Source organism: Qipengyuania seohaensis (assembly GCF_002795865.1).
GTDB lineage: Bacteria > Pseudomonadota > Alphaproteobacteria > Sphingomonadales > Sphingomonadaceae > Qipengyuania > Qipengyuania seohaensis.
The window spans coordinates 2,512,426-2,531,486 of sequence record NZ_CP024920.1 but is presented as its reverse complement, the minus strand read 5'-3'; the positions used below and the strand labels follow the sequence as shown (position 1 = coordinate 2,531,486).

The window sequence follows — 19,061 nt, the reverse complement described above, 5'->3', positions numbered from 1 at the left end:
GCGCGATGGCAAGTTCCGACTTAACTTACGCCGCGCGAACTGTTGCGGTTACGGTTGCGGTTGCGATTTCCGCCGGGACGGCCACCGCGAGCCTGCCCGCCACCCGGCGCACCTTCACGTTTCGGCGCACCGGCGCGGTTCGGGTGCTTGTTCTTGGGCTTGGGCTTCTTGGCAGCGGCTGCGCCGGTCGGGCGAACCTTGGGCTTCGCCATACGCTGGCCAGGAGCCGCGCGCTTGGTCGGGCCGACGCCTTCGACGACAGCGCGGAAGTTATCGGGGAGCGGCAGACGCTCGAATTCCGCATCGGTCTTCTTGCGAATATCCTTGAGGTAATCGCGTTCGTCCTCGGCGCAGAATGCAATCGCCACACCGTCGCGGCCCGCACGTGCGGTGCGGCCGATGCGGTGGACGTATTGCTCGGGCACATTCGGCAATTCGTAATTGATCACGTGGCTCACGCCGGGAATGTCGATCCCGCGTGCGGCCACGTCGGTCGCGATGAGGATCGGCGTCTTGGCACGCTTGAATTCGTCGAGCGCACGTTCGCGCTGCGGCTGGCTCTTGTTGCCGTGGATAGCGTTTGCGGGAATGCCGACCTGCGAAAGCTTCTTCACGACTCGGTCGCAACCATGCTTGGTGCGCGCGAAGATCAGCACACGCTCAAACTTGCCGGGGACGCTATGACGTTCCGACAATATCATTTCGAGCAAGGTCTGCTTTTCGTCCTGCTGGACCATGAAGAGATACTGGTCGATGCGTTCTGCCGTCGTGCTTTCGGGCGTCACGCTGACCTTGACCGGATTGCGGCAGTACTTGCCGACAAGCTCCTGGATCTGCTTGGGCATGGTGGCCGAGAAGAACAGCGTCTGGCGATCTTCTGGCACAAGCTGGCTGATCCGGCGCAGTGCGTGGATGAAGCCGAGGTCCAGCATCTGGTCCGCTTCGTCGAGGACGAGGATTTCGACGCCATCGAGCTTGAATGCCTTCTGATCAATCAGGTCGAGCAGGCGGCCCGGAGTGGCGACGAGAATGTCGGTGCCGCGATGCAGCTTGTTGCGGTCCTTGTTGACCGAGGTGCCGCCGACAATCGAATGGACCTTCAGGCCGGCAAGTGCCCCGTAATCCTTGGCACTGTCGGCAATCTGTCCGGCCAGTTCGCGTGTCGGCGCAAGCACCAGCATGCGGCAGGACTTGAATGGCGTCTGGTTTTCCGCATCCCGCAGTCGGTCGATGCTCGGAAGCATGAAAGCTGCGGTCTTGCCGGTGCCGGTCTGGGCGATGCCCATCAGGTCGCGGCCTTCCAGAACGGGCGGAATGGCCTGTGCCTGGATCGGGGTCGGCTCGGAATAGCCCTTGAGGTCCAGCGCCTGGAGCACGGGCTGGGAAAGGCCGAGATCGGTGAATGTTGTCATGAGTACTCGCATAATATGCGGCGCGCAGACGGATTGGTCGCGCGGCGCGGGTGTCAAACGACCCGCGTGAAAAGGGAAGTCATTGGAAAAAGACCGAGGCGCGGCCGGGGCGATGAATGTCTCTCAAATCGCCGCTTCACGCTGGCTAGCGCGCTTCGATGGCCTTCATGTGGATGCTGCGGCGCACAAAGTCAATGCAACTTACGTCAGAGTGCGCTGACGGTGTAGGCGAGAAACCCGACATAGGCCGCCAATAGCAGCCCTCCCTCGCGTCTTCCCAGCCGTCCGCCCGTCCATGAAAACACGATGGCCGCAATCGCCGCCAGCAGCAGGATATAGAGATCGCCCGTCAGGATGCTGTTCGGTATCGGACCCGGAGCGACCAGGCCTGTCACCCCGCCGATGAAGAAGATGTTGTAGATGTTCGAGCCGAGCACATTGCCGAGCGCGATGTCGCTTTCCTTACGAAATGCCGCAATGACCGTAGTGGCCAGTTCCGGTGCCGACGTCCCGGCGGCAACCACGGTCAGTCCGATTACTGTATCGGAGACTCCCAGCGCGCTCGCGATCTCTATGGCAGCATCGACGAGAACGGTGCCTCCGCCGACGATCAGGACGATGCCGATGAGGAAGAAGAGCACCGACTTCACCAGTCCCTTGCGGTCCGGACGCGGGTGATCGTGTAACCCCGGATCGGCATGCTCGGCAGCCGCAGCCCTCTGGCTTGCCGCCTGCAATTGATGGCCGGTACGCTCCTGGCGGTAGGCGAACGCGATATACGCGATCAGGACCAGCAACATGCTCGCGCCTGCTATCCGGTCCAACCCGATGGAATTGCCCGCGAGCAAAAGAACCACGACCCCGGCCAGTCCGACCATGCCGTCACGCCAGAGGACGCTACCCCGCACGGCAATCGGAGCAATGAGCGCTGCCGCACCCAGGATGAGCAAAGTATTGGCAAGGTTGGACCCGACGATATTTCCGATGGCTATGCCCGGCGATCCGGCAAGGGAAGCCTGCACGCTGGCCGCCAGTTCAGGCGTCGACGTCCCGAGCCCGACGATGACCAGCCCGACCAGCATGGGCGACAGACCCATCTCTTCCGCCAGGCGCGATGCACCGCGAACAAGCAATTCGCCTCCGCCCATCAGCAGGGCGAAGCCGAGCAGCAGGAGAAGGATCGATGTCGTCACTCGGCAAGGCCAGCCGCGGCGAGAAGCGCCTCGGTGCTCGCGTCGAATTCCTCGCCGCCTCGCTCGATAGCCTTGGCCATCTGCTTGCCCAATTCAACACCGAACTGGTCGAAGGGATTGATACCCATCAGTACGGCGCTGGCGAAGGTGCGGTGCTCGTGGAATGCGATCAAGGCGCCGAGGGTGGCCGCATCGAGGTCATCGCACAGGATCGTCGCGCTGGGCCGGTCGCCCGGATAATTGCGCGCCGGGTCTTCACCCTTCTTGCCCGCCATCAGTGCCGCGCCTTGCGCAAAGCAGTTCATCAAGAGGATGCGGTGATGGGCCGGATCGAGATCGTCGCCCGGCGCCGCGCTGGCAATAAAGTCCACCGGAATGAGATGCGTGCCCTGGTGCAACAACTGGAAAACAGCGTGCTGCGCATCGGTACCCACCCCGCCCCAGGTAATCGGCGCGGTCGGGCCATCGACGGGCTGCATGTCTGCCGTAACGCGCTTGCCGTTGCTCTCCATTTCCAGCTGCTGGAGATAATCGGGGAACAGGCCTAGCCGTTCATCATAGGCGAACACCGCCCGCGTCTGGCACTCGCGGATGCGGGTATAGTAGAGATCGGCGAACGCGGCGCGCAGCACCAGGTTTTCCCGTCCGTCGGTATCGCGGAAATGCGCATCGACTGCCGCGGCACCTGCCAGCATTTCTCGGAAATCGTCCATGCCGACGGCCAGCGCGATCGGAAACCCGATAGAGGACCAGATGGAATAGCGCCCGCCGACGCTTTCCTGGAACGGCAGGATGCGCGTCTCGTCGACTCCCCATTCCACGGCGCCTTCGGGGTTCGCGGTGAGCGCGATCACCCTGCCCGACGGATCGGAAACGCCGTTGTCCGACAGCCATTTCAGCGCACTTTGCGCATTGGTCATCGTTTCGATGGTCGTGAAGGTCTTGCTGGCCACGGCGATCAGCGTCTTTGCGGGATCGCACTTTGCGAAAGCCGCTTCAAGCGCGACACCGTCGATATTCGACACGACATGGACATCGCACAGCGACAGGTCGCGGCTGAGCGCATCGACGCCCAGCGCCGGACCCAATGCACTGCCGCCGATGCCGATGTGGATCAGATGGGCGATTTCACCGAATGCGCCCTGGTGGATGGCTTCGACCAGCATGCCCATCCGGTCGATCAGGGCAGCCGCTTCCTCGACCTTTGCCGGGTCGCCGACGCCGCGCAAGGTGGAATGGTCTGCCGCGCGACCTTCGGTGGGATTTACGATGTCCCCAGCGAAAAGCTTGGCCCGCTGTCCTGCGAAATCCATGCTTTCGGCCAACGCTTCGAACCGCTCGAGCACCGCCCTGTCGAGGTGGGTTTTCGACCAGTCGAACAGGATACCGCCCGGAGCCATGGGGTCTTCTCGACCCTCTTCCGCCAGTTCCAGACGCCCGGAGAGCATCGCCACACGGTCTTCACCTCCCGGCTCGTCGGCCCCTTCGCCTCCATCGCGCACTGCGCTGAACAGTTCGAGCAGGGTCGGTTGAGGCAGATCGCGCAATTCGTCCCACAGGTCGGCGGCAGTCTTTGGCATGGCTTGGCAAAAGTCCTTTCGTGACGGTGTTAGTGCGACTAGGGAATGCCGCGATGATTGAGAACCCCGCAAAGAGCGAAACCGGCGCGGATACGAATGTGACCGAAGCGAAGAAGGACGAGGAAAGCTGGGGCAGCTTTCTCAAGTTCTGCCTGAAACTGGTCCTCGCCGTCCTGTTGTTCCGTACCCTGATCGCCAGCTTCTTCACCATACCTTCGGAAAGCATGCTTCCGGGCCTGAGAATCGGGGACTACCTCGTCGCCGCCAAGTGGCCGTACGGCTATAACGAAAATTCGCTTCCGCTAGGCCTGCCCGGCCCCAAGGATCGCATTTTCGGCAGCCTCCCCGAACGGGGCGACGTCGTGATCTTCAAGCACCCGGTTGACCGGACCGACTATGTCAAACGCGCCATTGGTCTTCCCGGTGACACAATTGCGGTGCGTGACGGCCAGCTTGTCCTGAACGGGCAGCCGGTCCAGCGCGAAGATGCGGGCTATGCCGATATCCCGATGAGCTCGAACACCGCCTGCCGCGCAGACGGCGGCGTGGTCGTCGACAATCTGTGCCGCTATCGCCAGTTTCGCGAAACGCTGCCGTCGGGCAAAAGCTACATGACTATCGATTTCGGCAATGTCGGCGCGCGTCCGCTGAGCGATGCGAATGGCCAGCTCATGGTCGATGGCAATGGTCGACCGGTTATGATCGATCCCGACAACACTTCGCCCTTCGTCGTGCCAGCGGGCAAAATCTTCGTCATGGGCGACAATCGCGACAATTCGCTTGATAGCCGCTATCCTGCGGTCGGCGGCCAAGGCGTCGGCATAATCGACGAGGAATTGCTCGTCGGGCGCGCCGGAGTGGTCCTGTGGTCGACCGATGGCAGCGCGGAATGGCTGCTGCCCTGGACATGGTTCACGGCCGCACGCTGGGACCGGATTGGAGAAGGCATTTGAGCAGGCTCGATCCAGATGCGCGCGCATGGCTCGAAGCTACCGGCTTCTCGGTGAATGACGAGGCCTTGTGGCATGCTGCGCTGACCCACGGCAGCATGGGCGAAAAGCGGGATTACGAACGTCTTGAGTTCCTCGGCGACCGTGTTCTTGGCCTGTCCATCGCGCACTGGTTGTTCGAGCAGAGCGAGGCGCCCGAAGGCAAGCTGGCCCAGCGCCTCAACGCCATCGTCAGCCGGGAAATGTGCGCAACCGTCGCGCGCGGCATCGGCCTGTCGGACCACATCCGCATTTCCAAGCAGGCGCGTGCGGACGGCGGCAGGGACAGCGACAACATCCTTGGCGACGTGATGGAATCTCTGCTTGGGGCGCAGTTCATCGACAATGGGTTCGAAGACGCCCGCAAGCTTGTCCACCTGTTGTGGCGACCGGCGCTCGAAAGCGGTGCCGGGGAAAGCAAGCACCCCAAGAGTGCACTGCAGGAATGGGCTGCCGGAAGCCGGCGCAAGCCGCCGGAATACGAGGTCATCGACCGCTCCGGCCCGGATCATGCGGCGAAGTTCACCGTGCGCGTAAAAGTACACAAGGTCGGCGAAGCGGAAGCGACCGCCGGCAGCAAGGGCGAAGCCGAAAAGGCCGCCGCAAAAGTTTTCATGGAGAAATACGCGTGAGCGAAAACAGCCAGACACGGTGCGGCGTCGTTGCCGTCATCGGTGCCCCCAATGCGGGCAAATCCACGCTGGTGAACCAGCTTGTGGGGCAAAAGGTCGCCATCACCAGCGCGAAGGCGCAAACCACGCGCGCACGGATGATGGGCATCGCCCTGCATGGCGCGACACAGATGATCCTGGTCGACACGCCCGGTATCTTTGCCCCCAAGCGTCGCCTCGACCGCGCGATGGTCAACGCGGCCTGGGATGGCGCGGAGGCGGCAGATGCTCTCCTCCTGCTCGTCGATCCCATCAAGCAGCGCCGTCACGAACTCGATCCCCTGATCGAGCAGATCGCCTCGCGTCCGGAACGCAAGATCCTCGTCCTGAACAAGGTCGATCGCGCCAAGAAGGAGCCGCTGCTGGCGTTGGCTCAGGAGCTGAACGAAAAAGTCGAATTCGAGACGGTCTACTTCGTTTCCGCCCTCACCGGTGACGGAGTGGCGGAAATGAAGGCTGCGCTTGCCGAGATGATGCCCGAGGGCCCTTGGCACTATCCCGAAGACCAGGTCAGCGACGCCAGCGAAAGGATGCTGGCCACTGAGATTACGCGCGAACAGCTATACCAGCAGCTGCACGAGGAACTCCCCTACGACAGCGCCGTCCGGCCGGAGAAATACATCCAGCGTCCGGATGGAAGCGTCGAGATCCACCAGCAGATCGTCGTCATGCGCGACAACCAGCGCGCCATCGTGCTCGGCAAGGGTGGCAGCCGGATCAAGGCGATCGGCCAGGCCGCACGCGAGGAGCTTTCCGAATTGCTGGGCCAGAAAGTCCACCTCTTCCTGCACGTCAAGACCGACGAACGCTGGAGCGAGGACAAGGAAATGTTCGAGGAAATGGGCCTCGACTGGACACGCTAGGATACTGCCTCAATGAACTGGCTCGACATCCTCCCGCACATCGGCGCAGCGCTCGCCGTCGGGTTGATGATCGGACTGGAACGCGGGTGGAAGCTGCGCGACGCCCTCGACGGGCATAGGGTTGCGGGTATCCGGACCTTCACCCTGTTGGCGCTCGGAGCGGGCCTTGCAGGGGTACTGTCTGCCATCGGATATGAAATCGCCGCAGGGGTCCTGCTCGCAGGTGCTGCGGCGGTGGTCGCAATAGGGTACTCGCGTTCCGTGCTGGACAGCGGCAAGCCAGATGCGACTTCGGCAGTCGCGGCCATGGTCACGCTGGGCCTCGGCTTCCTGGCCGGGATCGGGCAAGGCGCCCTTGCGGTAGCCTGCGGAGCGTTGGTCACATTGCTGCTCGCCCTGAGAAACGACGTCCATCGATGGGTCGGCCTGCTCGATGAAGACGATATCAAGGCGTTTGCACGCTACGCCGTGATCGCCCTCGCCGTGTTTCCGTTTCTACCCGAAGGACGCTTCGGTCCCTATGACGCTTGGGAGCCGCGCAACCTCTGGCTGGTGGTCATCATCGTCACGGGTTTTTCCTTTGCCGGCTATGTCGCGAACCGCCTGTTCGGGGCACGGAGGGGGACCATCGCCACGGCGGTAATCGGCGGGCTCTACAGCTCGACGGCTGTGACACACTCCTTTTCCCAGAAAATCGGCGCAGGCTCGGGCGGCGGGGCCGAGAATGCCGGCATCGCCCTCGCCAGCGCGGTGATGTATCTCAGGGTGATCGTGCTGGTCGGGGTTCTGGCGACAAGCCTGCTGACGCATTTCGTGATCGTAGTCGCTCCGGCCCTGCTCGTCGGTTTTGCGGTGGCCTGGCGTCTCTATCGGAACGCCCCCTCCACGACCGGGCCGGCGCCGCCTGGAAACCCCATCGCACTTCTGCCCGCCCTGACATTCGTAATCTTCGTGGCCGTAGCCGCCGTCGCTGCGCGGTGGGCCCAAAGCGAATTCGGCGAACAGGGTATCGCGATACTCCTGCTGCTGATGGGGAGCATGGATGTCGACGCCGCCATCGTGACCGCAGGCGGCCTCGAACCCGGGACGATCGCCCCGCAACTGGCGGCGCTGGCGATTGCCGGGACCATCCTTGCCAACATGTCGGTGAAACTGGGCGTTACGCTCGTTTACGGGAAGCGCGAGGCCCGCCCGGCAGCTTGGGCGCTGGCCGCAAGCATGGCAGCCTTGGCGGTGAGCCTCTTGGTGGGGTACTTTCGACTTTAGGCAATAAGTCTCAGCGCTTCTTCGCGACCTTGATCTTGTTCTTCTTGGCGAAATCCTTGGTGGAATCCTCGCTCCGGCCGAGAGCCTTGGCAATCTGCTTCAGGCCCTGCCCCTTGGCGGCGAGGGTGCGGAGTTGTCCAGCCTCCTCGCCCGTCCAAGGTTGCTTGTGACGCTCGAAGCGCTCTTTTCCCATCAGTCGGCCTTCTTCTTCGCCGGAGCTTTCTTCGCAGCTGCCTTTTTCTTCGGCGGAGCCTTCTTCTTGGCAGGGGCCTTGCGCTTCTTCTTTGCCGGACCCTTGGCGGCACGCGCGTCGATCAGCTCGATGGCCTGCGCTTCGGTTACGTCCTCGGGCTTCATGTCCTTGGGGATCGTGGCGTTGGTGGTGCCGTCGGTGACGTAGGGACCATAACGGCCCGGCATTACCTTCATTTCGCCTTCGCTGGTCGGATGCTTTCCCAGCGTCTTGATCGGTTCGGCCTTGCCGCGTCCGCCGCCCTTGCGATTGGCGGCCTGGGCCAGAATGTCGACCGCGCGGTTCATGCCCACTTCAAACACCTCACGGGTGTTCTGAAGCTTCCCGTATTTGCCGTCGTGTCGCAGATAAGGCCCGTAGCGACCGATAGCCGCCTCGATTTCCTTGCCGGTTTCCGGATGGGCGCCGACGATGCGCGGAAGGCTGAGGAGCTTCAACGCCCATTCGAGATCGAAATCGTCGAGATCCTTGGGAATGCTGGCGCGCTTCGCGTCCTTCCCCTCGCCCAGCTGGACGTAGGGCCCGAAGCGACCCGTCTTGCGTTCTACCGGCAGGCCGGTTTCCGGGTCTTCGCCCATCGCGCCGTCATTCGCCCCATCGTCGCCCTCGCTGCCGGGCTTGGCGAACTGGCGGGTGAACTTGCACTCGGGGTAATTGGCGCAGGCGACGAAGGCACCAAAGCGGCCACCGCGCAACGCGAGGCGTCCGCCTTCGCGGCCTTCCGTCTCGCACAGCGGGCAGTGACGCGGGTCCTTGCCGTCGGCGCGCTCGGGGAAAAGATAATCGGACAGGAAGTCGTCCAGCACCTCGGTCACTTCCGAAGGCTTCTTGTCCATGATCTCTTCGGTCTTGGGTTTGAAGTCCTTCCAGAACTCGGCGAGCAGCTTCTTCCATTCCTCGCGCCCGTCCGAAACCGTATCGAGTTCATCCTCCATGCCGGCGGTGAAATCGAAGGACACGTATTTCTCGAAAAAGCGTTCGAGAAACGCCGTGAGAAGACGGCCCGATTCCTCTGCGAAGAAACGGTTTTTCTCCATCCGGACGTAATTGCGGTCGCGCAGCGTCTGGAGCGTCGAGGCATAGGTCGAAGGGCGCCCGATTCCGAGTTCTTCAAGGCGCTTCACAAGGCTCGCCTCGCTGAAACGCGGCGGCGGCTGGGTGAAATGCTGGTTTGCCTCGACCGACTTTTTCGCCGGGGCATCGCCCTTGCTCATGTTCGGCAGAAGGCCTTCCTCGTCATCGTCCCCACTGTCGTCGCGACCCTCCTGATACACGGCGAAGAAGCCGGGGAACTTCACGACCTGGCCGGTCGCGCGCAATTCGTGCTGGCCGGTCCCGTCGCGCAGCGTCACGGTCGTGCGTTCGAGCTGGGCGGCGGCCATCTGACTGGCCATCGCGCGCTTGAAAATCAGGTCGTAAAGCTTGCCCTCGTCGCCGGAACCTGCCCGGTCACGCTTGAAATCGGTCGGGCGGATTGCCTCGTGGGCTTCCTGCGCATTCTTGGCCTTGCTCGAATAGAACCGCGGCTTGTCGGGAATGTAGTAGGCATCGTAGCGATCGGCGATGGCCTTGCGGCAGGCATCGATTGCGCTGCCGTCCATCTGCACGCCGTCGGTACGCATGTAGGTGATCGCACCCGCCTCATAGAGCGACTGGGCGCACCGCATGGTGTGGCTGGCCGAAAAACCGAGCTTGCGGGCTGCCTCTTGCTGCAACGTGGAGGTCGTGAACGGCGGGGCCGGGTTACGCTTGAGCGGCTTGGTTTCGATATCCTCGATGGTGAAGCGAGCATCCTGGACCGCCCTTTGCGCGGCCTTGGCGCTGCCTTCATCGCCCAGCGTCAACTTGTCAAGCTTCTTGCCGTCGTACTTGACCAGGCGCGCGTCGAATTCCGTCCCGTCCTGCTCCAGCTTGGCGATGATCGACCAATATTCGTCGGCCTTGAAATGCTCGATCTCGATCTCGCGATCGACGATGATGCGCAGCGCGACCGACTGGACGCGACCGGCGCTCTTCGCACCGGGCAGGCGGCGCCACAGCACCGGGCTGAGCGTGAAGCCGTAGAGATAGTCGAGCGCGCGGCGCGCAAGGTATGCGTCGATCAGCGGCTGGTCGAGCTCGCGCGGGGCCTTCATCGCATCGGTGACGGCCTGCTTGGTGATGGCGTTGAAGGTAACGCGATCGACCTTCTCCGGCAGCGCCTTGCGCTTGGCGAGCAATTCGCGAACGTGCCAGCTGATGGCTTCCCCTTCGCGATCAGGGTCGGTCGCGAGGACGAGGCGGTCGGCCTGCTTCGCCGCATCGCTGATTTCCTTGAAGCGCTTCTGCTTGTCGCGATAGAGCTCCCAGTCCATCGCGAAATCCTCGTCCGGGCGAACGCTGCCATCCTTGGGCGGCAGGTCGCGAACATGGCCGTAGGAAGCGAGGACCTTGAAGTCCTTGCCCAGATATTTCTCGATGGTTTTCGCCTTTGCGGGCGATTCAACAATAACCAGTTGCATGGGGTAAAAAGCGGTCCCTTACGTGTGTACGTGTATGTACGCGCGATTGTCGGTTCGGTTCGCGGGTCGTCAAGCGGGATGTGGTATCCCGCAGTTAACGCTCGAAATCATCGATCGTCTTTGGTGGCGGCAACAGGGCGAGGAACCGCGCGAATGCGAGGATTGTCATGAAGACCCCAACCGTCGCGTGGAGCGAGAACAGCAACAGCCCTCTATCCGTAATAGGCTGCTGCCAATCTGCATTGAATGAAAACATAAGCAGTAGACTATCGCGGAAGACGGAGAAGAAGGTGGGGTCCGGCAGCCCAACGCCCATCGATAAGTCACCGCTACGATAGAAAAAAGTGTAGATTATGCCAAACCAGCAAATGATTTCGAAGTAGTTGTGGAGAAGCAATATCACGGTTCTCCGATAGCCCCTGACAGCGTAGGCTTTTGCGGGATCCCTCCCAGCTTCCATTGCCGCTTTTTTAGCCCGGTATTCGTCGAACAAGAGCACATTCATCTGATAGATGACGACCTCGAAGATCCTTAAGCAGGCGTAACCAAAAACGACGGCAGCAAAAAACGAAACTGGGCGATCAATCAACAGACAGGATATGAAGAGGAGCAATCCCGAAGCCACGCTGTTAAGAAAGACGTACGTCTCCACGAACGAGTATGTCTGTCGCACAAAGGGCATTAACAAGACGAGGCGCATGATCGAGACCATGCCTAGATACTTGAAGATCCTGGCCCAAAACTCGACTATCCAAGAATTGGGCGGTTCGAACCGTGCGAAATTTTCGATCCCATCGTCTTTTTTCTCATCCATCAATGCCCCCTCCATTCCACATGCTTTCGACACAACGAACTTCGTACTTTTAAGTTCGGCTCACCCGACCCGCAGCGTGCCGCTCCAGCCGCCCTGCAATCTCCAATTCCAGTAGCGCGAGCTGCACCGCCGCCGCGCTCTCGCCCGATTGGCGGATGAGTTCGTCGATCGCCACCGGAGCGGTAGTCAACAGCGAGGCGATGTCGGCAGGTTCTGCTCCGGCCATTTCGCTCGGATCGAAATCGAATTGCGACACCGGTTCGCGGAATGTCGAGCGAGGCTGGCCATAAAAGCCGGTGAGCAGTTCCACCACATCCTCAGGCGCTTGCACCAGCACGGCGCCTTCGCGGATGAGATGGTTGCAGCCGTGGCTGCGCGCTTCGAGCGGGGAGCCGGGGATCGCCATGACCTCGCGCCCCGCCTCGCCTGCCAGCCGTGCGGTGATGAGGCTGCCGGACTTGACCGCCGCCTCTACTACCAGCGTCCCGCTCGCCAGCCCTGCGATGATGCGGTTGCGGCTGGGGAAGTGGCTGCCGCGCGGTTCGGTGCCGGGGGGCTGTTCGGCGATCAGCAAGCCCTCGGAGGCGATACGCTCCTGCAGGTCGGTGTGCTGCGGCGGGTAGGCGATGTCGATCCCGCTCGCGATGACGCCGATGGTGCTTGGAAACGAGCCCTCGTGCGCCGCGCCGTCGATGCCGCGTGCAAGGCCCGACACCACCGTAAAGCCCGCCTCTGCCAGCCCCTGCCCGAACTCGCGCGCCAGCTTGACCGCAGCGGCGCTGGCATTGCGCGCGCCGACCATGGCCACGCAGGGCCTTGCCGCCAGCGAGAGGTCGCCGCGATAGGTGATGATCGGCGGTGCGCCATCGATTTCGGCAAGCAGCGCGGGATAATCCGGCTGGTCGTGGAAGAGGTATTTGGCGCCCGCTGCGCGTACGCTCTCCACCTCCCGCTCGATGCGATCCTGCGGCGCGGCGCGATATTGCCTGCCGCCCTTCTTCCCGAAGTCCGGCAGTGCCTCCAACGCCGCCACGGCATTGCCATAGCGGGCTATCAACATCGCATAGCTGACCGGTCCGATATTGGGCGATCGCAGCAGGCGAATACGCGCGAAGGCTTCGGGCTGCGAGAGCGGCGCAGCCTGCGGACGGACCGCCTCGTTCACTTGGAAGAGCCGACCTTGGGTTCGGTACCTGCGGCCAGCCGCTTTATGTTTTCACGATGCAGCCAGATTACTAGCACGGCGATCAGGGTCAGCACCTTGGCGAATGTCGGAATGCCGAGGACGAAGGCCATGACAGCAGCGGCCACAACCGCGCTCATCCCTGCCAGCGAGCTGATGCGCGAAATCGCAAGGACGCCGATCCAGACAATCGCGTAGGCGACACCGATCGGCCAGGCGAGCGCGAAGCTGACACCGGCATTGGTGGCGACGCCCTTGCCGCCCTTGAACCCGAGCCAGACGGGGAAGGCATGTCCGATGACGGCAAACAGCGCAGCCCAGCCCATGTCCTGCCAGAACCACATTCCCGCCAGCCACACCGGCACGAAACCTTTCGCGAGGTCGAGCAACAGCGTGGCCGCAGCCAAACCCTTGCTGCCGGTGCGCAGCACGTTCGTGGCCCCGATGTTTCCGCTACCTTGCTGCCGGATGTCGCCCTTCCCGGCCAGCTTGGCGAGGATAAGGCCGAAGGGAATCGACCCGAAGCCATACCCCAGCAACGCGGCATAAAGCGCCGTGATGGTCAGTTCGGTCGGCACTGGCGGTCCCCTTTTCTCTTCACGCAAAGGCTTGTCCTGCCCGTGTATTTCCATCTACCGCCCTAAACAAGGCGACAGGCGAAAGGATCATCGGTTTTGGACGCGAAAGCACCCATCCTGCTCTTCGATTCCGGTGTGGGCGGGCTGACCGTCCTCGCCGAATTGCGCGCCGTGCTGCCCGATGCCCCGGTGATCTACGCCGCCGATATCGCAGGCCTTCCCTACGGCGCGAAGAGCGAGGCGGAAGTTGCCGCGCGGGTTGCCGGCCTGCTTGGCCGCATGGCCGAACGCTACGAGCCGCGCCTCATCTGTATCGCCTGCAACACCGCCAGCACGATCGCACTCGGCATGGTTCGCGATGTGCTGGAAACGCCGATCGTCGGCACCGTCCCTGCCATCAAGCCTGCTGCCGCCATCACCAAGACCGGTACCATCGGCCTGCTCGGTACAGAGGCGACAGTACGTCAACGCTATGTCGACGACCTTGAGAAGGAATTTGCGAGCGGCAAGACGCTGCTGCGCTACGGCGCGAACGACCTCGTCGCGCTGGGCGAAGCCAAACTGCGGGGCGACAAGGTTAGCGTGGACGACGTTACCCGAGCCGCCTCCGGCCTCGTGTTGCAGGAAGGCGGCGAAAATCTCGACACGGTTGTGCTGGCGTGCACGCACTTCCCCTTGCTTGAGCCGGAATTGCGCGAAGCTTTCGGGAAGGATGTCACCTTCGTCCACGGTGCTGCCGGCATCGCGCGGCGCGTAGCCTACCTCGTCGATGGTCAGCAATTCGATGCCTCGGGTGGCGACTTTGCGGTGACTACGGGCGAGATGGACGATTTCGAGCGGCTTGCTCCGGCCTTCGCCAGGCACGGTATTTCGCGGCTGGTACACTTCTAATCCTTGCGAATCGTTCGCAAAGATCGCGGTGGCGAAACGGCGTTCCTTGCACTATGTGACCCCGCAGAAATTGCCGCTGACGGGCGGCGCTGACGGGCAAACCCGGGTGAACTACGACCAGATCTTCGACGAAGCGATCGACCGCCTTCACACGGAAGGCCGCTATCGCGTGTTCATCGACATCATGCGCAACAAGGGCGCCTTCCCCAATGCGCGATGCTTCCACGGCCACAACGGCCCGAAGCCGATCACCGTCTGGTGCTCCAACGACTATCTTGCCATGGGCCAGCACCCCAAGGTCATAGAAGCGATGGAAAATGCGCTTCACGATGTCGGCGCAGGTTCGGGCGGCACGCGCAATATCGGCGGCAACACACACCTGCACGTAGAGCTGGAACAGGAATTGGCCGACCTGCACGGCAAGGACGGCGCGCTGCTGTTCACCAGCGGATATGTGTCGAACGATGCAACGCTCTCGACGCTGGCCAAGCTGCTGCCCGGCTGCGTGATATTCTCCGATGAGTTGAACCATGCCAGCATGATTGCCGGCATTCGCAATTCAGGCTGCGAGAAGCGCGTCTTCCGTCATAACGATCTCGATCATCTCGAAGAGCTCCTCGCCGCTGAAGACGAGGCAACGCCCAAGTTGATCGCTTTCGAGAGCGTTTACTCCATGGACGGCGATGTCGCCCCGGTCCATGCGATCTGCGACTTGGCTGAAAAGTACAATGCCCTCACCTATGTCGACGAAGTTCACGCGGTAGGCATGTATGGCAAGCGCGGCGGCGGCATCACCGAACGTGACGAAGCGGCCGACCGCATCGATATCATCGAGGGCACGCTGGGCAAGGCTTTCGGCGTCATGGGCGGGTACATCGCGGCCGACACCCGCGTGATCGACTGCATCCGCTCCTATGCCCCTGGCTTCATCTTCACCACCTCGCTCAGCCCGGTGCTGGTCGCAGGTGTGCTCGCAGCGGTCCGCCACCTCAAGGGCTCCAGCGAAGAACGCGACGCACAGCAGGCAGCAGCAGCCAGCCTGAAAGCGAAGATGCGGGGAGCGGGCCTGCCGGTCATGGACAGCACCACGCATATCGTTCCGCTGATGGTCGGCGATCCGGTTCGCGCAAAGAAAATCAGCGACATTCTGCTCGCCGAATACGGCGTCTACGTCCAGCCGATCAACTTCCCCACCGTGCCCCGCGGAACAGAGCGTTTGCGCTTCACTCCCGGCCCCGCGCACAGCGAAGCGATGATGGACGAACTCGTCGCTGCTTTGGTCGAAATCTGGGACCGCATGGATTTGGAACTGCGCAAGGCAGCCTGATCCGTAACGGATTTTACCGAGCCGCTTCGCTGCGCTAATCCTTTCCCGCCTAAAGGGAGATGGAAGTGAGCGGTAATCGGGAACAGACCTACGAAGAAGTGGTGCGCGGAAGGCGCAGCATTCGCGGCTATCTGGACAAGCCGGTGCCGCGTGAGCTGATCGAAGAGGTCCTCTCGATCGCCATGCGCTCACCTTCCTCGATGAACACCCAGCCCTGGCATTTTCATGTCATCACCGGCGAACCGCTCGACCGGATCCGCAAGGGCAACACCGAAAACATTCTCGCAGGCGTGCCGGACAGCCGCGAGTTCCGCCGCGGCGAGCCGTTTGCCGGCGTTCACCGCGAACGTCAGATCGGCGTCGCCAAGCAGCTTTTCGGCGCGATGGGCATCGAGCGCGACGACAAGGAAAAACGACAGGACTGGGTCCTGCGCGGTTTCCGCCAGTTCGATGCTCCGGTGTGCGTTATAGTGACCTACGACAAGGAATTGGGCGGCAGCGACGATACCGCCTTCGATTGCGGAGCGGTCACCACCTGCCTCGTCAACGCCGCGTGGAGTCGCGGACTCGGCTGTGTCATCAACTCGCAAGGCATAATGCAAAGCCCTGTGGTGCGTGAACACGCAGGCATTCCGGACGAGCAGGTGATCATGAAAGCGGTCGCATTGGGATGGCCCAACGAGGAATTCCCCGCCAACGCGGTGGTCAGTACGCGCAAGAGCGTCGATGAAGCAGCCCGCTTCGTCGGCTTCGACTAGCGGAAAGAAACGCCTGCTCGCGGGTTAAGGAAGCGGACAGGAGGATAGACTTGGCAGATAGGCTCGTAGACTTGGGCGACGGTTTCTGGACCGTCAGGGGCGAATTCAGGATCGGGATGCTGGAAATCGGCACCCAGTGTTCGCTTGTGAAGTTGCCCGACGGGCATTTCGTCTTCCTCGACAGCTACACGCTGGACGACGGCATTCGGGCGCAGATCGATGCGATAGTCGGCAAAGCCAAGATCTCGGCGATCCTCAACCTCCATCCCTTCCACACCATCCATTGCGAATGGATGCACCAGGCCTATCCGGAGGCAGAGCTGTTCGGCACTGCGCGCCATATCGACAAGTTCCCCTCGCTTCCCTGGCAGGAAATGCTCTGCGAAGACGTTGCGATGAACGAACGGTTCGGGCCGGACCTGACCTTTTCAGTCCCTCGCGGGGTGCCGCTCGTCAGCGATGACGAAAGCGTGCACTTTTCATCGGTTCTCGCCTTGCACCGGCCCAGCGGCACGATCCACGTGGATGACACCTTCGTCTATCTGGACAAGGGCTTCCCGCTTTCCCTGCTTCCAATGATAAAGCGCCTGTCGTTCCACCCCACGCTCGCCAAGGCGCTGGAGCCGCGCGCGGGTGCGGCGGACGAATTTCGCGCATGGGCGATCGATCTCGGGATCGACTGGGCCGACGCAAAGCGGATCGCTGCAGCCCACAATGCGATTTTCGAATTCGGCGAGAAGCGCTTTCCCGATTACGTGGGGGAAGCACTTGGACGTGTCGCTTCCGTGCTTGATCGCCATCGCGCCGAGCACGGTTAAGCAGACGAGGAATTACCTGAGGCTGACGACGTTGTCGGCGGCGGGACGCGTGCGGCTGCCGTCGTAAAGGCTCGCCATCGGCTCGTCCTCGACGATAATGCGCTCGGCAGAGCCGAAACCGTTGAAATCGGTCTTCATCGCAGCACCATATGCGCCGAGCATACCGATCTCGATATAATCGCCAGCCTGGATGTCTTCCGGCAGGTTGAACGGGCCGGGCATGTAGTCGGCATCGTCGCAGGTCGGGCCGTAGAAGGCGAAATCCATTTCCGGCTTGATGAGGTCGTCTTCCAGCGCGCGGACGGGAAATTTCCAGTCGACATGCGCGGCATCGAATAACGCGCCATAGGCGCCGTCGTTGATGTAGAGTTCCTCTCCGCGGCGCTTTTCAACCTTCACCACAAGGCTGGAGTATTCCGCGCACAGCGCACGGCCGGGCTCACACCACAACTCGGCGTTGTAGGCGATCGGCAGCGCATAGAAGTGCTGGTGAATGATGGTGAAGTAATCTTCCAGCGGCGGCGGTTCCATGCCCGGATAGACGCTTGGGAAGCCCCCGCCCACATCGATCATGTCGATGACCACGGAAGCCTCCGCAATCGCGGCACGCGTACGGTCGAGCGCCTGAACATAGGCGAACGGGCTCATCGCCTGGCTGCCCACATGGAAGCAAACGCCCAGCCAATCGGCATACTGACGGGTTTCCTGCAGCAGCGCAGGCGCTTCGGTAAGGTCGCAGCCGAATTTGGAGGCAAGGCTCAGCGCTGCGTGTTCGCTGGAAACGCGTAGACGGACGCAGAGGCGCAGGTCGGTAGCATCGTTGCCGTCGGCATCGCGGGTCGCTTCCACGATCTTGGCGAGTTCATCGCTCGAGTCGAGGCTGAAGGTCCTTACGCCGTGGTCGAAATAAGCCTCGCGGATTGCACCGCGCGATTTGACCGGGTGCATGAAGCACAGCGTCGCTTCGGGCAGCACAGAGCGGGTCAGGCGCACTTCGGCGATGGAGGCCACGTCGTAATGCGTGACTCCATTGTCCCACAGGATGCGGAACAGGTCGGGCGACGGATTCGCCTTCACGGCATAGAGCGACTTTCCCGGAAACTTCTCGACGAAGAAGCGGGCAGCGCGCGCTGCGGCGTGCGGGCGGTTGAGGATTACTGGCTCGTCCGGCGCGAGGGCGCGAACTACGGACCGGGCGTCAGGGAAATGCTGCAACTCAAGGGACCCCCTAAACAGCTCTTGCGAGCCATGAAACGACAAGCTGCCTTGCGGTTAGGAAGTCCCCTTGGGGCAGCAGGAGGCGCGCATATACTTCGTGTGTCATGAACTGCAAGTGAAAACCGTCCTCGCAATTGCAAGGTTCCACAGGTCGCATCGGGGCTGATCTGCGATAGGCCGTGCCCTCAGAAGCTGACCTTCGGCACAGCGTCGACCACGCCCTTCTCGCTGTCGTCGAGGCGGTGGAAGTCCGCTTCCTGAAAGCCGAGCGGTCCGGCGAACAGCACGGCAGGGAAACTTTCGCGCCCCGTGTTGTAGCGCGATACTGCCGCGTTGAGCGCCCGGCGCGCTGCGGCAAGCTTGTCTTCGACGTGGGTCAGTTCGCGCTGCAATTCCTGGAAATTCGCGCTCGCCTTGAGGTCGGGATAGGCCTCGCCCAGCGCGAGGAGGCGGTCCAGAGCAACGCGCAATCCCTGCTCGTCACCGGAGGAGATCGGCCCGTTGGCCGCCTGGTTGCGCGCGGAAATCACGGCATCGAGCGTTTCCTTCTCGTGCCCGGCATAACCCTTCACCGTTTCGACCAGATTGGGGATGAGATCGTGGCGCTGGCGCAGTTGCGCATCGATGTCCGCAACGCCCTGGTTCACCGACTGGCGAAGCCCCACCAGACGGTTGTAAATGCCGATGACGACCAGCGCCAGCAGCACGACGAGCGCGATCAAGACGATTGCCACGACTTCCATTTC

The 19,061-nt window shown here is 62.1% G+C and carries 18 protein-coding genes; 8 read left to right on the top strand and 10 right to left on the bottom strand.

Annotated elements, in window-relative coordinates; translation table 11 throughout:
- Window positions 1-20: 20 nt before the first annotated feature.
- The 3 genes from CVE41_RS12490 to pgi all read right to left on the bottom strand — a co-directional run bounded on the left by CVE41_RS12490 (window position 21) and on the right by pgi (window position 4,185).
- The gene (locus tag CVE41_RS12490; RefSeq protein WP_100260953.1) at window positions 21-1,412 is read right to left on the bottom strand and encodes a DEAD/DEAH box helicase; all 1,392 of its coding nucleotides are present in this window, start codon (window positions 1,410-1,412) and stop codon (window positions 21-23) included.
- 206 nt (window positions 1,413-1,618) lie between these two features.
- Complete coding sequence (locus CVE41_RS12485; protein WP_198507667.1) at window positions 1,619-2,605, bottom strand: calcium/sodium antiporter; 987 nt, start codon at window positions 2,603-2,605, stop codon at window positions 1,619-1,621.
- Window positions 2,602-4,185 (bottom strand): glucose-6-phosphate isomerase, encoded by a 1,584-nt coding sequence (gene pgi / locus CVE41_RS12480; RefSeq protein WP_100260952.1) that lies wholly within the window; start codon window positions 4,183-4,185, stop codon window positions 2,602-2,604. Before pgi ends, CVE41_RS12485 begins: the two co-directional genes overlap by 4 nt.
- A 53-nt stretch (window positions 4,186-4,238) precedes the next feature.
- Between pgi and lepB the strand changes: the two genes are divergently transcribed.
- Genes lepB through CVE41_RS12460 form a run of 4 tightly spaced genes read left to right on the top strand, consistent with a single transcriptional unit; the run spans window position 4,239 to window position 7,974 of the window.
- The gene (lepB, locus tag CVE41_RS12475; protein WP_100260951.1) at window positions 4,239-5,138 is read left to right on the top strand and encodes a signal peptidase I; all 900 of its coding nucleotides are present in this window, start codon (window positions 4,239-4,241) and stop codon (window positions 5,136-5,138) included.
- Window positions 5,135-5,806, top strand: coding sequence for a ribonuclease III (rnc, locus tag CVE41_RS12470; RefSeq protein ID WP_100260950.1), 672 nt, complete (start codon window positions 5,135-5,137; stop codon window positions 5,804-5,806). Before lepB ends, rnc begins: the two co-directional genes overlap by 4 nt.
- Window positions 5,803-6,708: a GTPase Era gene (gene era, locus CVE41_RS12465; protein ID WP_100260949.1), complete on the top strand. Its 906-nt coding sequence runs from the start codon at window positions 5,803-5,805 to the stop codon at window positions 6,706-6,708. Before rnc ends, era begins: the two co-directional genes overlap by 4 nt.
- 12 nt (window positions 6,709-6,720) lie before the next feature.
- Entirely contained in the window at window positions 6,721-7,974 is a 1,254-nt protein-coding gene (locus CVE41_RS12460) for an MgtC/SapB family protein (protein WP_100260948.1), read from the top strand.
- Between the two features lie 10 nt (window positions 7,975-7,984).
- Here the strand turns inward: CVE41_RS12460 and CVE41_RS12455 are convergent, their stop codons facing one another.
- The 5 genes from CVE41_RS12455 to plsY form a co-directional block, all read right to left on the bottom strand.
- On the bottom strand, window positions 7,985-8,167 hold the full coding sequence (locus CVE41_RS12455; RefSeq protein ID WP_067788120.1) for a hypothetical protein: 183 nt from the start codon (window positions 8,165-8,167) through the stop codon (window positions 7,985-7,987).
- Entirely contained in the window at window positions 8,167-10,728 is a 2,562-nt protein-coding gene (gene topA / locus CVE41_RS12450) for a type I DNA topoisomerase (protein ID WP_100260947.1), read from the bottom strand. Before topA ends, CVE41_RS12455 begins: the two co-directional genes overlap by 1 nt.
- Before the next feature lie 94 nt (window positions 10,729-10,822).
- A complete protein-coding gene (locus CVE41_RS12445) occupies window positions 10,823-11,542 on the bottom strand; it encodes a hypothetical protein (RefSeq protein ID WP_157799506.1) in 720 nt (239 codons plus the stop codon).
- Between the two features lie 49 nt (window positions 11,543-11,591).
- Window positions 11,592-12,707 carry a DNA-processing protein DprA gene (gene dprA, locus CVE41_RS12440; RefSeq protein ID WP_100260945.1) on the bottom strand — a complete coding sequence of 372 codons (1,116 nt, stop codon included), beginning with the start codon at window positions 12,705-12,707 and terminating at the stop codon, window positions 11,592-11,594.
- Entirely contained in the window at window positions 12,704-13,303 is a 600-nt protein-coding gene (gene plsY / locus CVE41_RS12435) for a glycerol-3-phosphate 1-O-acyltransferase PlsY (protein WP_232725700.1), read from the bottom strand. Before plsY ends, dprA begins: the two co-directional genes overlap by 4 nt.
- A 96-nt stretch (window positions 13,304-13,399) precedes the next feature.
- On the opposite strand from plsY, the gene murI reads away from it, so the two are divergent.
- The 4 genes from murI to CVE41_RS12415 all read left to right on the top strand — a co-directional run bounded on the left by murI (window position 13,400) and on the right by CVE41_RS12415 (window position 17,097).
- The gene (gene murI / locus CVE41_RS12430; protein WP_100260943.1) at window positions 13,400-14,194 is read left to right on the top strand and encodes a glutamate racemase; all 795 of its coding nucleotides are present in this window, start codon (window positions 13,400-13,402) and stop codon (window positions 14,192-14,194) included.
- A 106-nt stretch (window positions 14,195-14,300) separates the two neighbouring features.
- Complete coding sequence (hemA, locus tag CVE41_RS12425) at window positions 14,301-15,521, top strand: 5-aminolevulinate synthase (protein ID WP_100260942.1); 1,221 nt, start codon at window positions 14,301-14,303, stop codon at window positions 15,519-15,521.
- A 59-nt stretch (window positions 15,522-15,580) separates the two neighbouring features.
- The gene (locus CVE41_RS12420) at window positions 15,581-16,279 is read left to right on the top strand and encodes a nitroreductase (protein ID WP_100260941.1); all 699 of its coding nucleotides are present in this window, start codon (window positions 15,581-15,583) and stop codon (window positions 16,277-16,279) included.
- Between the two features lie 50 nt (window positions 16,280-16,329).
- Window positions 16,330-17,097 carry a hypothetical protein gene (locus CVE41_RS12415; RefSeq protein ID WP_100260940.1) on the top strand — a complete coding sequence of 256 codons (768 nt, stop codon included), beginning with the start codon at window positions 16,330-16,332 and terminating at the stop codon, window positions 17,095-17,097.
- A gap of 12 nt (window positions 17,098-17,109) precedes the next feature.
- Here CVE41_RS12415 and CVE41_RS12410 read toward each other — a convergent pair whose 3' ends face one another.
- Together CVE41_RS12410 and CVE41_RS12405 are read right to left on the bottom strand one after the other, a co-directional pair.
- Entirely contained in the window at window positions 17,110-18,312 is a 1,203-nt protein-coding gene (locus CVE41_RS12410; RefSeq protein ID WP_100260939.1) for a type III PLP-dependent enzyme, read from the bottom strand.
- A gap of 188 nt (window positions 18,313-18,500) precedes the next feature.
- On the bottom strand, window positions 18,501-19,058 hold the full coding sequence (locus tag CVE41_RS12405; RefSeq protein ID WP_100260938.1) for a LemA family protein: 558 nt from the start codon (window positions 19,056-19,058) through the stop codon (window positions 18,501-18,503).
- Window positions 19,059-19,061: the final 3 nt, after the last annotated feature.

Coding starts and splice junctions, on each gene's coding strand:
- lepB (WP_100260951.1), top strand. CDS start 4,239: ATGATTGAGAACCCCGCAAAGAGCGAAACCGGCGCGGATACGAATGTG.
- topA (WP_100260947.1), bottom strand. CDS start 10,728: ATGCAACTGGTTATTGTTGAATCGCCCGCAAAGGCGAAAACCATCGAG.
- CVE41_RS12405 (WP_100260938.1), bottom strand. CDS start 19,058: ATGGAAGTCGTGGCAATCGTCTTGATCGCGCTCGTCGTGCTGCTGGCG.
- CVE41_RS12445 (WP_157799506.1), bottom strand. CDS start 11,542: ATGGATGAGAAAAAAGACGATGGGATCGAAAATTTCGCACGGTTCGAA.
- CVE41_RS12460 (WP_100260948.1), top strand. CDS start 6,721: ATGAACTGGCTCGACATCCTCCCGCACATCGGCGCAGCGCTCGCCGTC.
- CVE41_RS12455 (WP_067788120.1), bottom strand. CDS start 8,167: ATGGGAAAAGAGCGCTTCGAGCGTCACAAGCAACCTTGGACGGGCGAG.
- pgi (WP_100260952.1), bottom strand. CDS start 4,185: ATGCCAAAGACTGCCGCCGACCTGTGGGACGAATTGCGCGATCTGCCT.
- CVE41_RS12490 (WP_100260953.1), bottom strand. CDS start 1,412: ATGACAACATTCACCGATCTCGGCCTTTCCCAGCCCGTGCTCCAGGCG.
- CVE41_RS12420 (WP_100260941.1), top strand. CDS start 15,581: ATGGAAGTGAGCGGTAATCGGGAACAGACCTACGAAGAAGTGGTGCGC.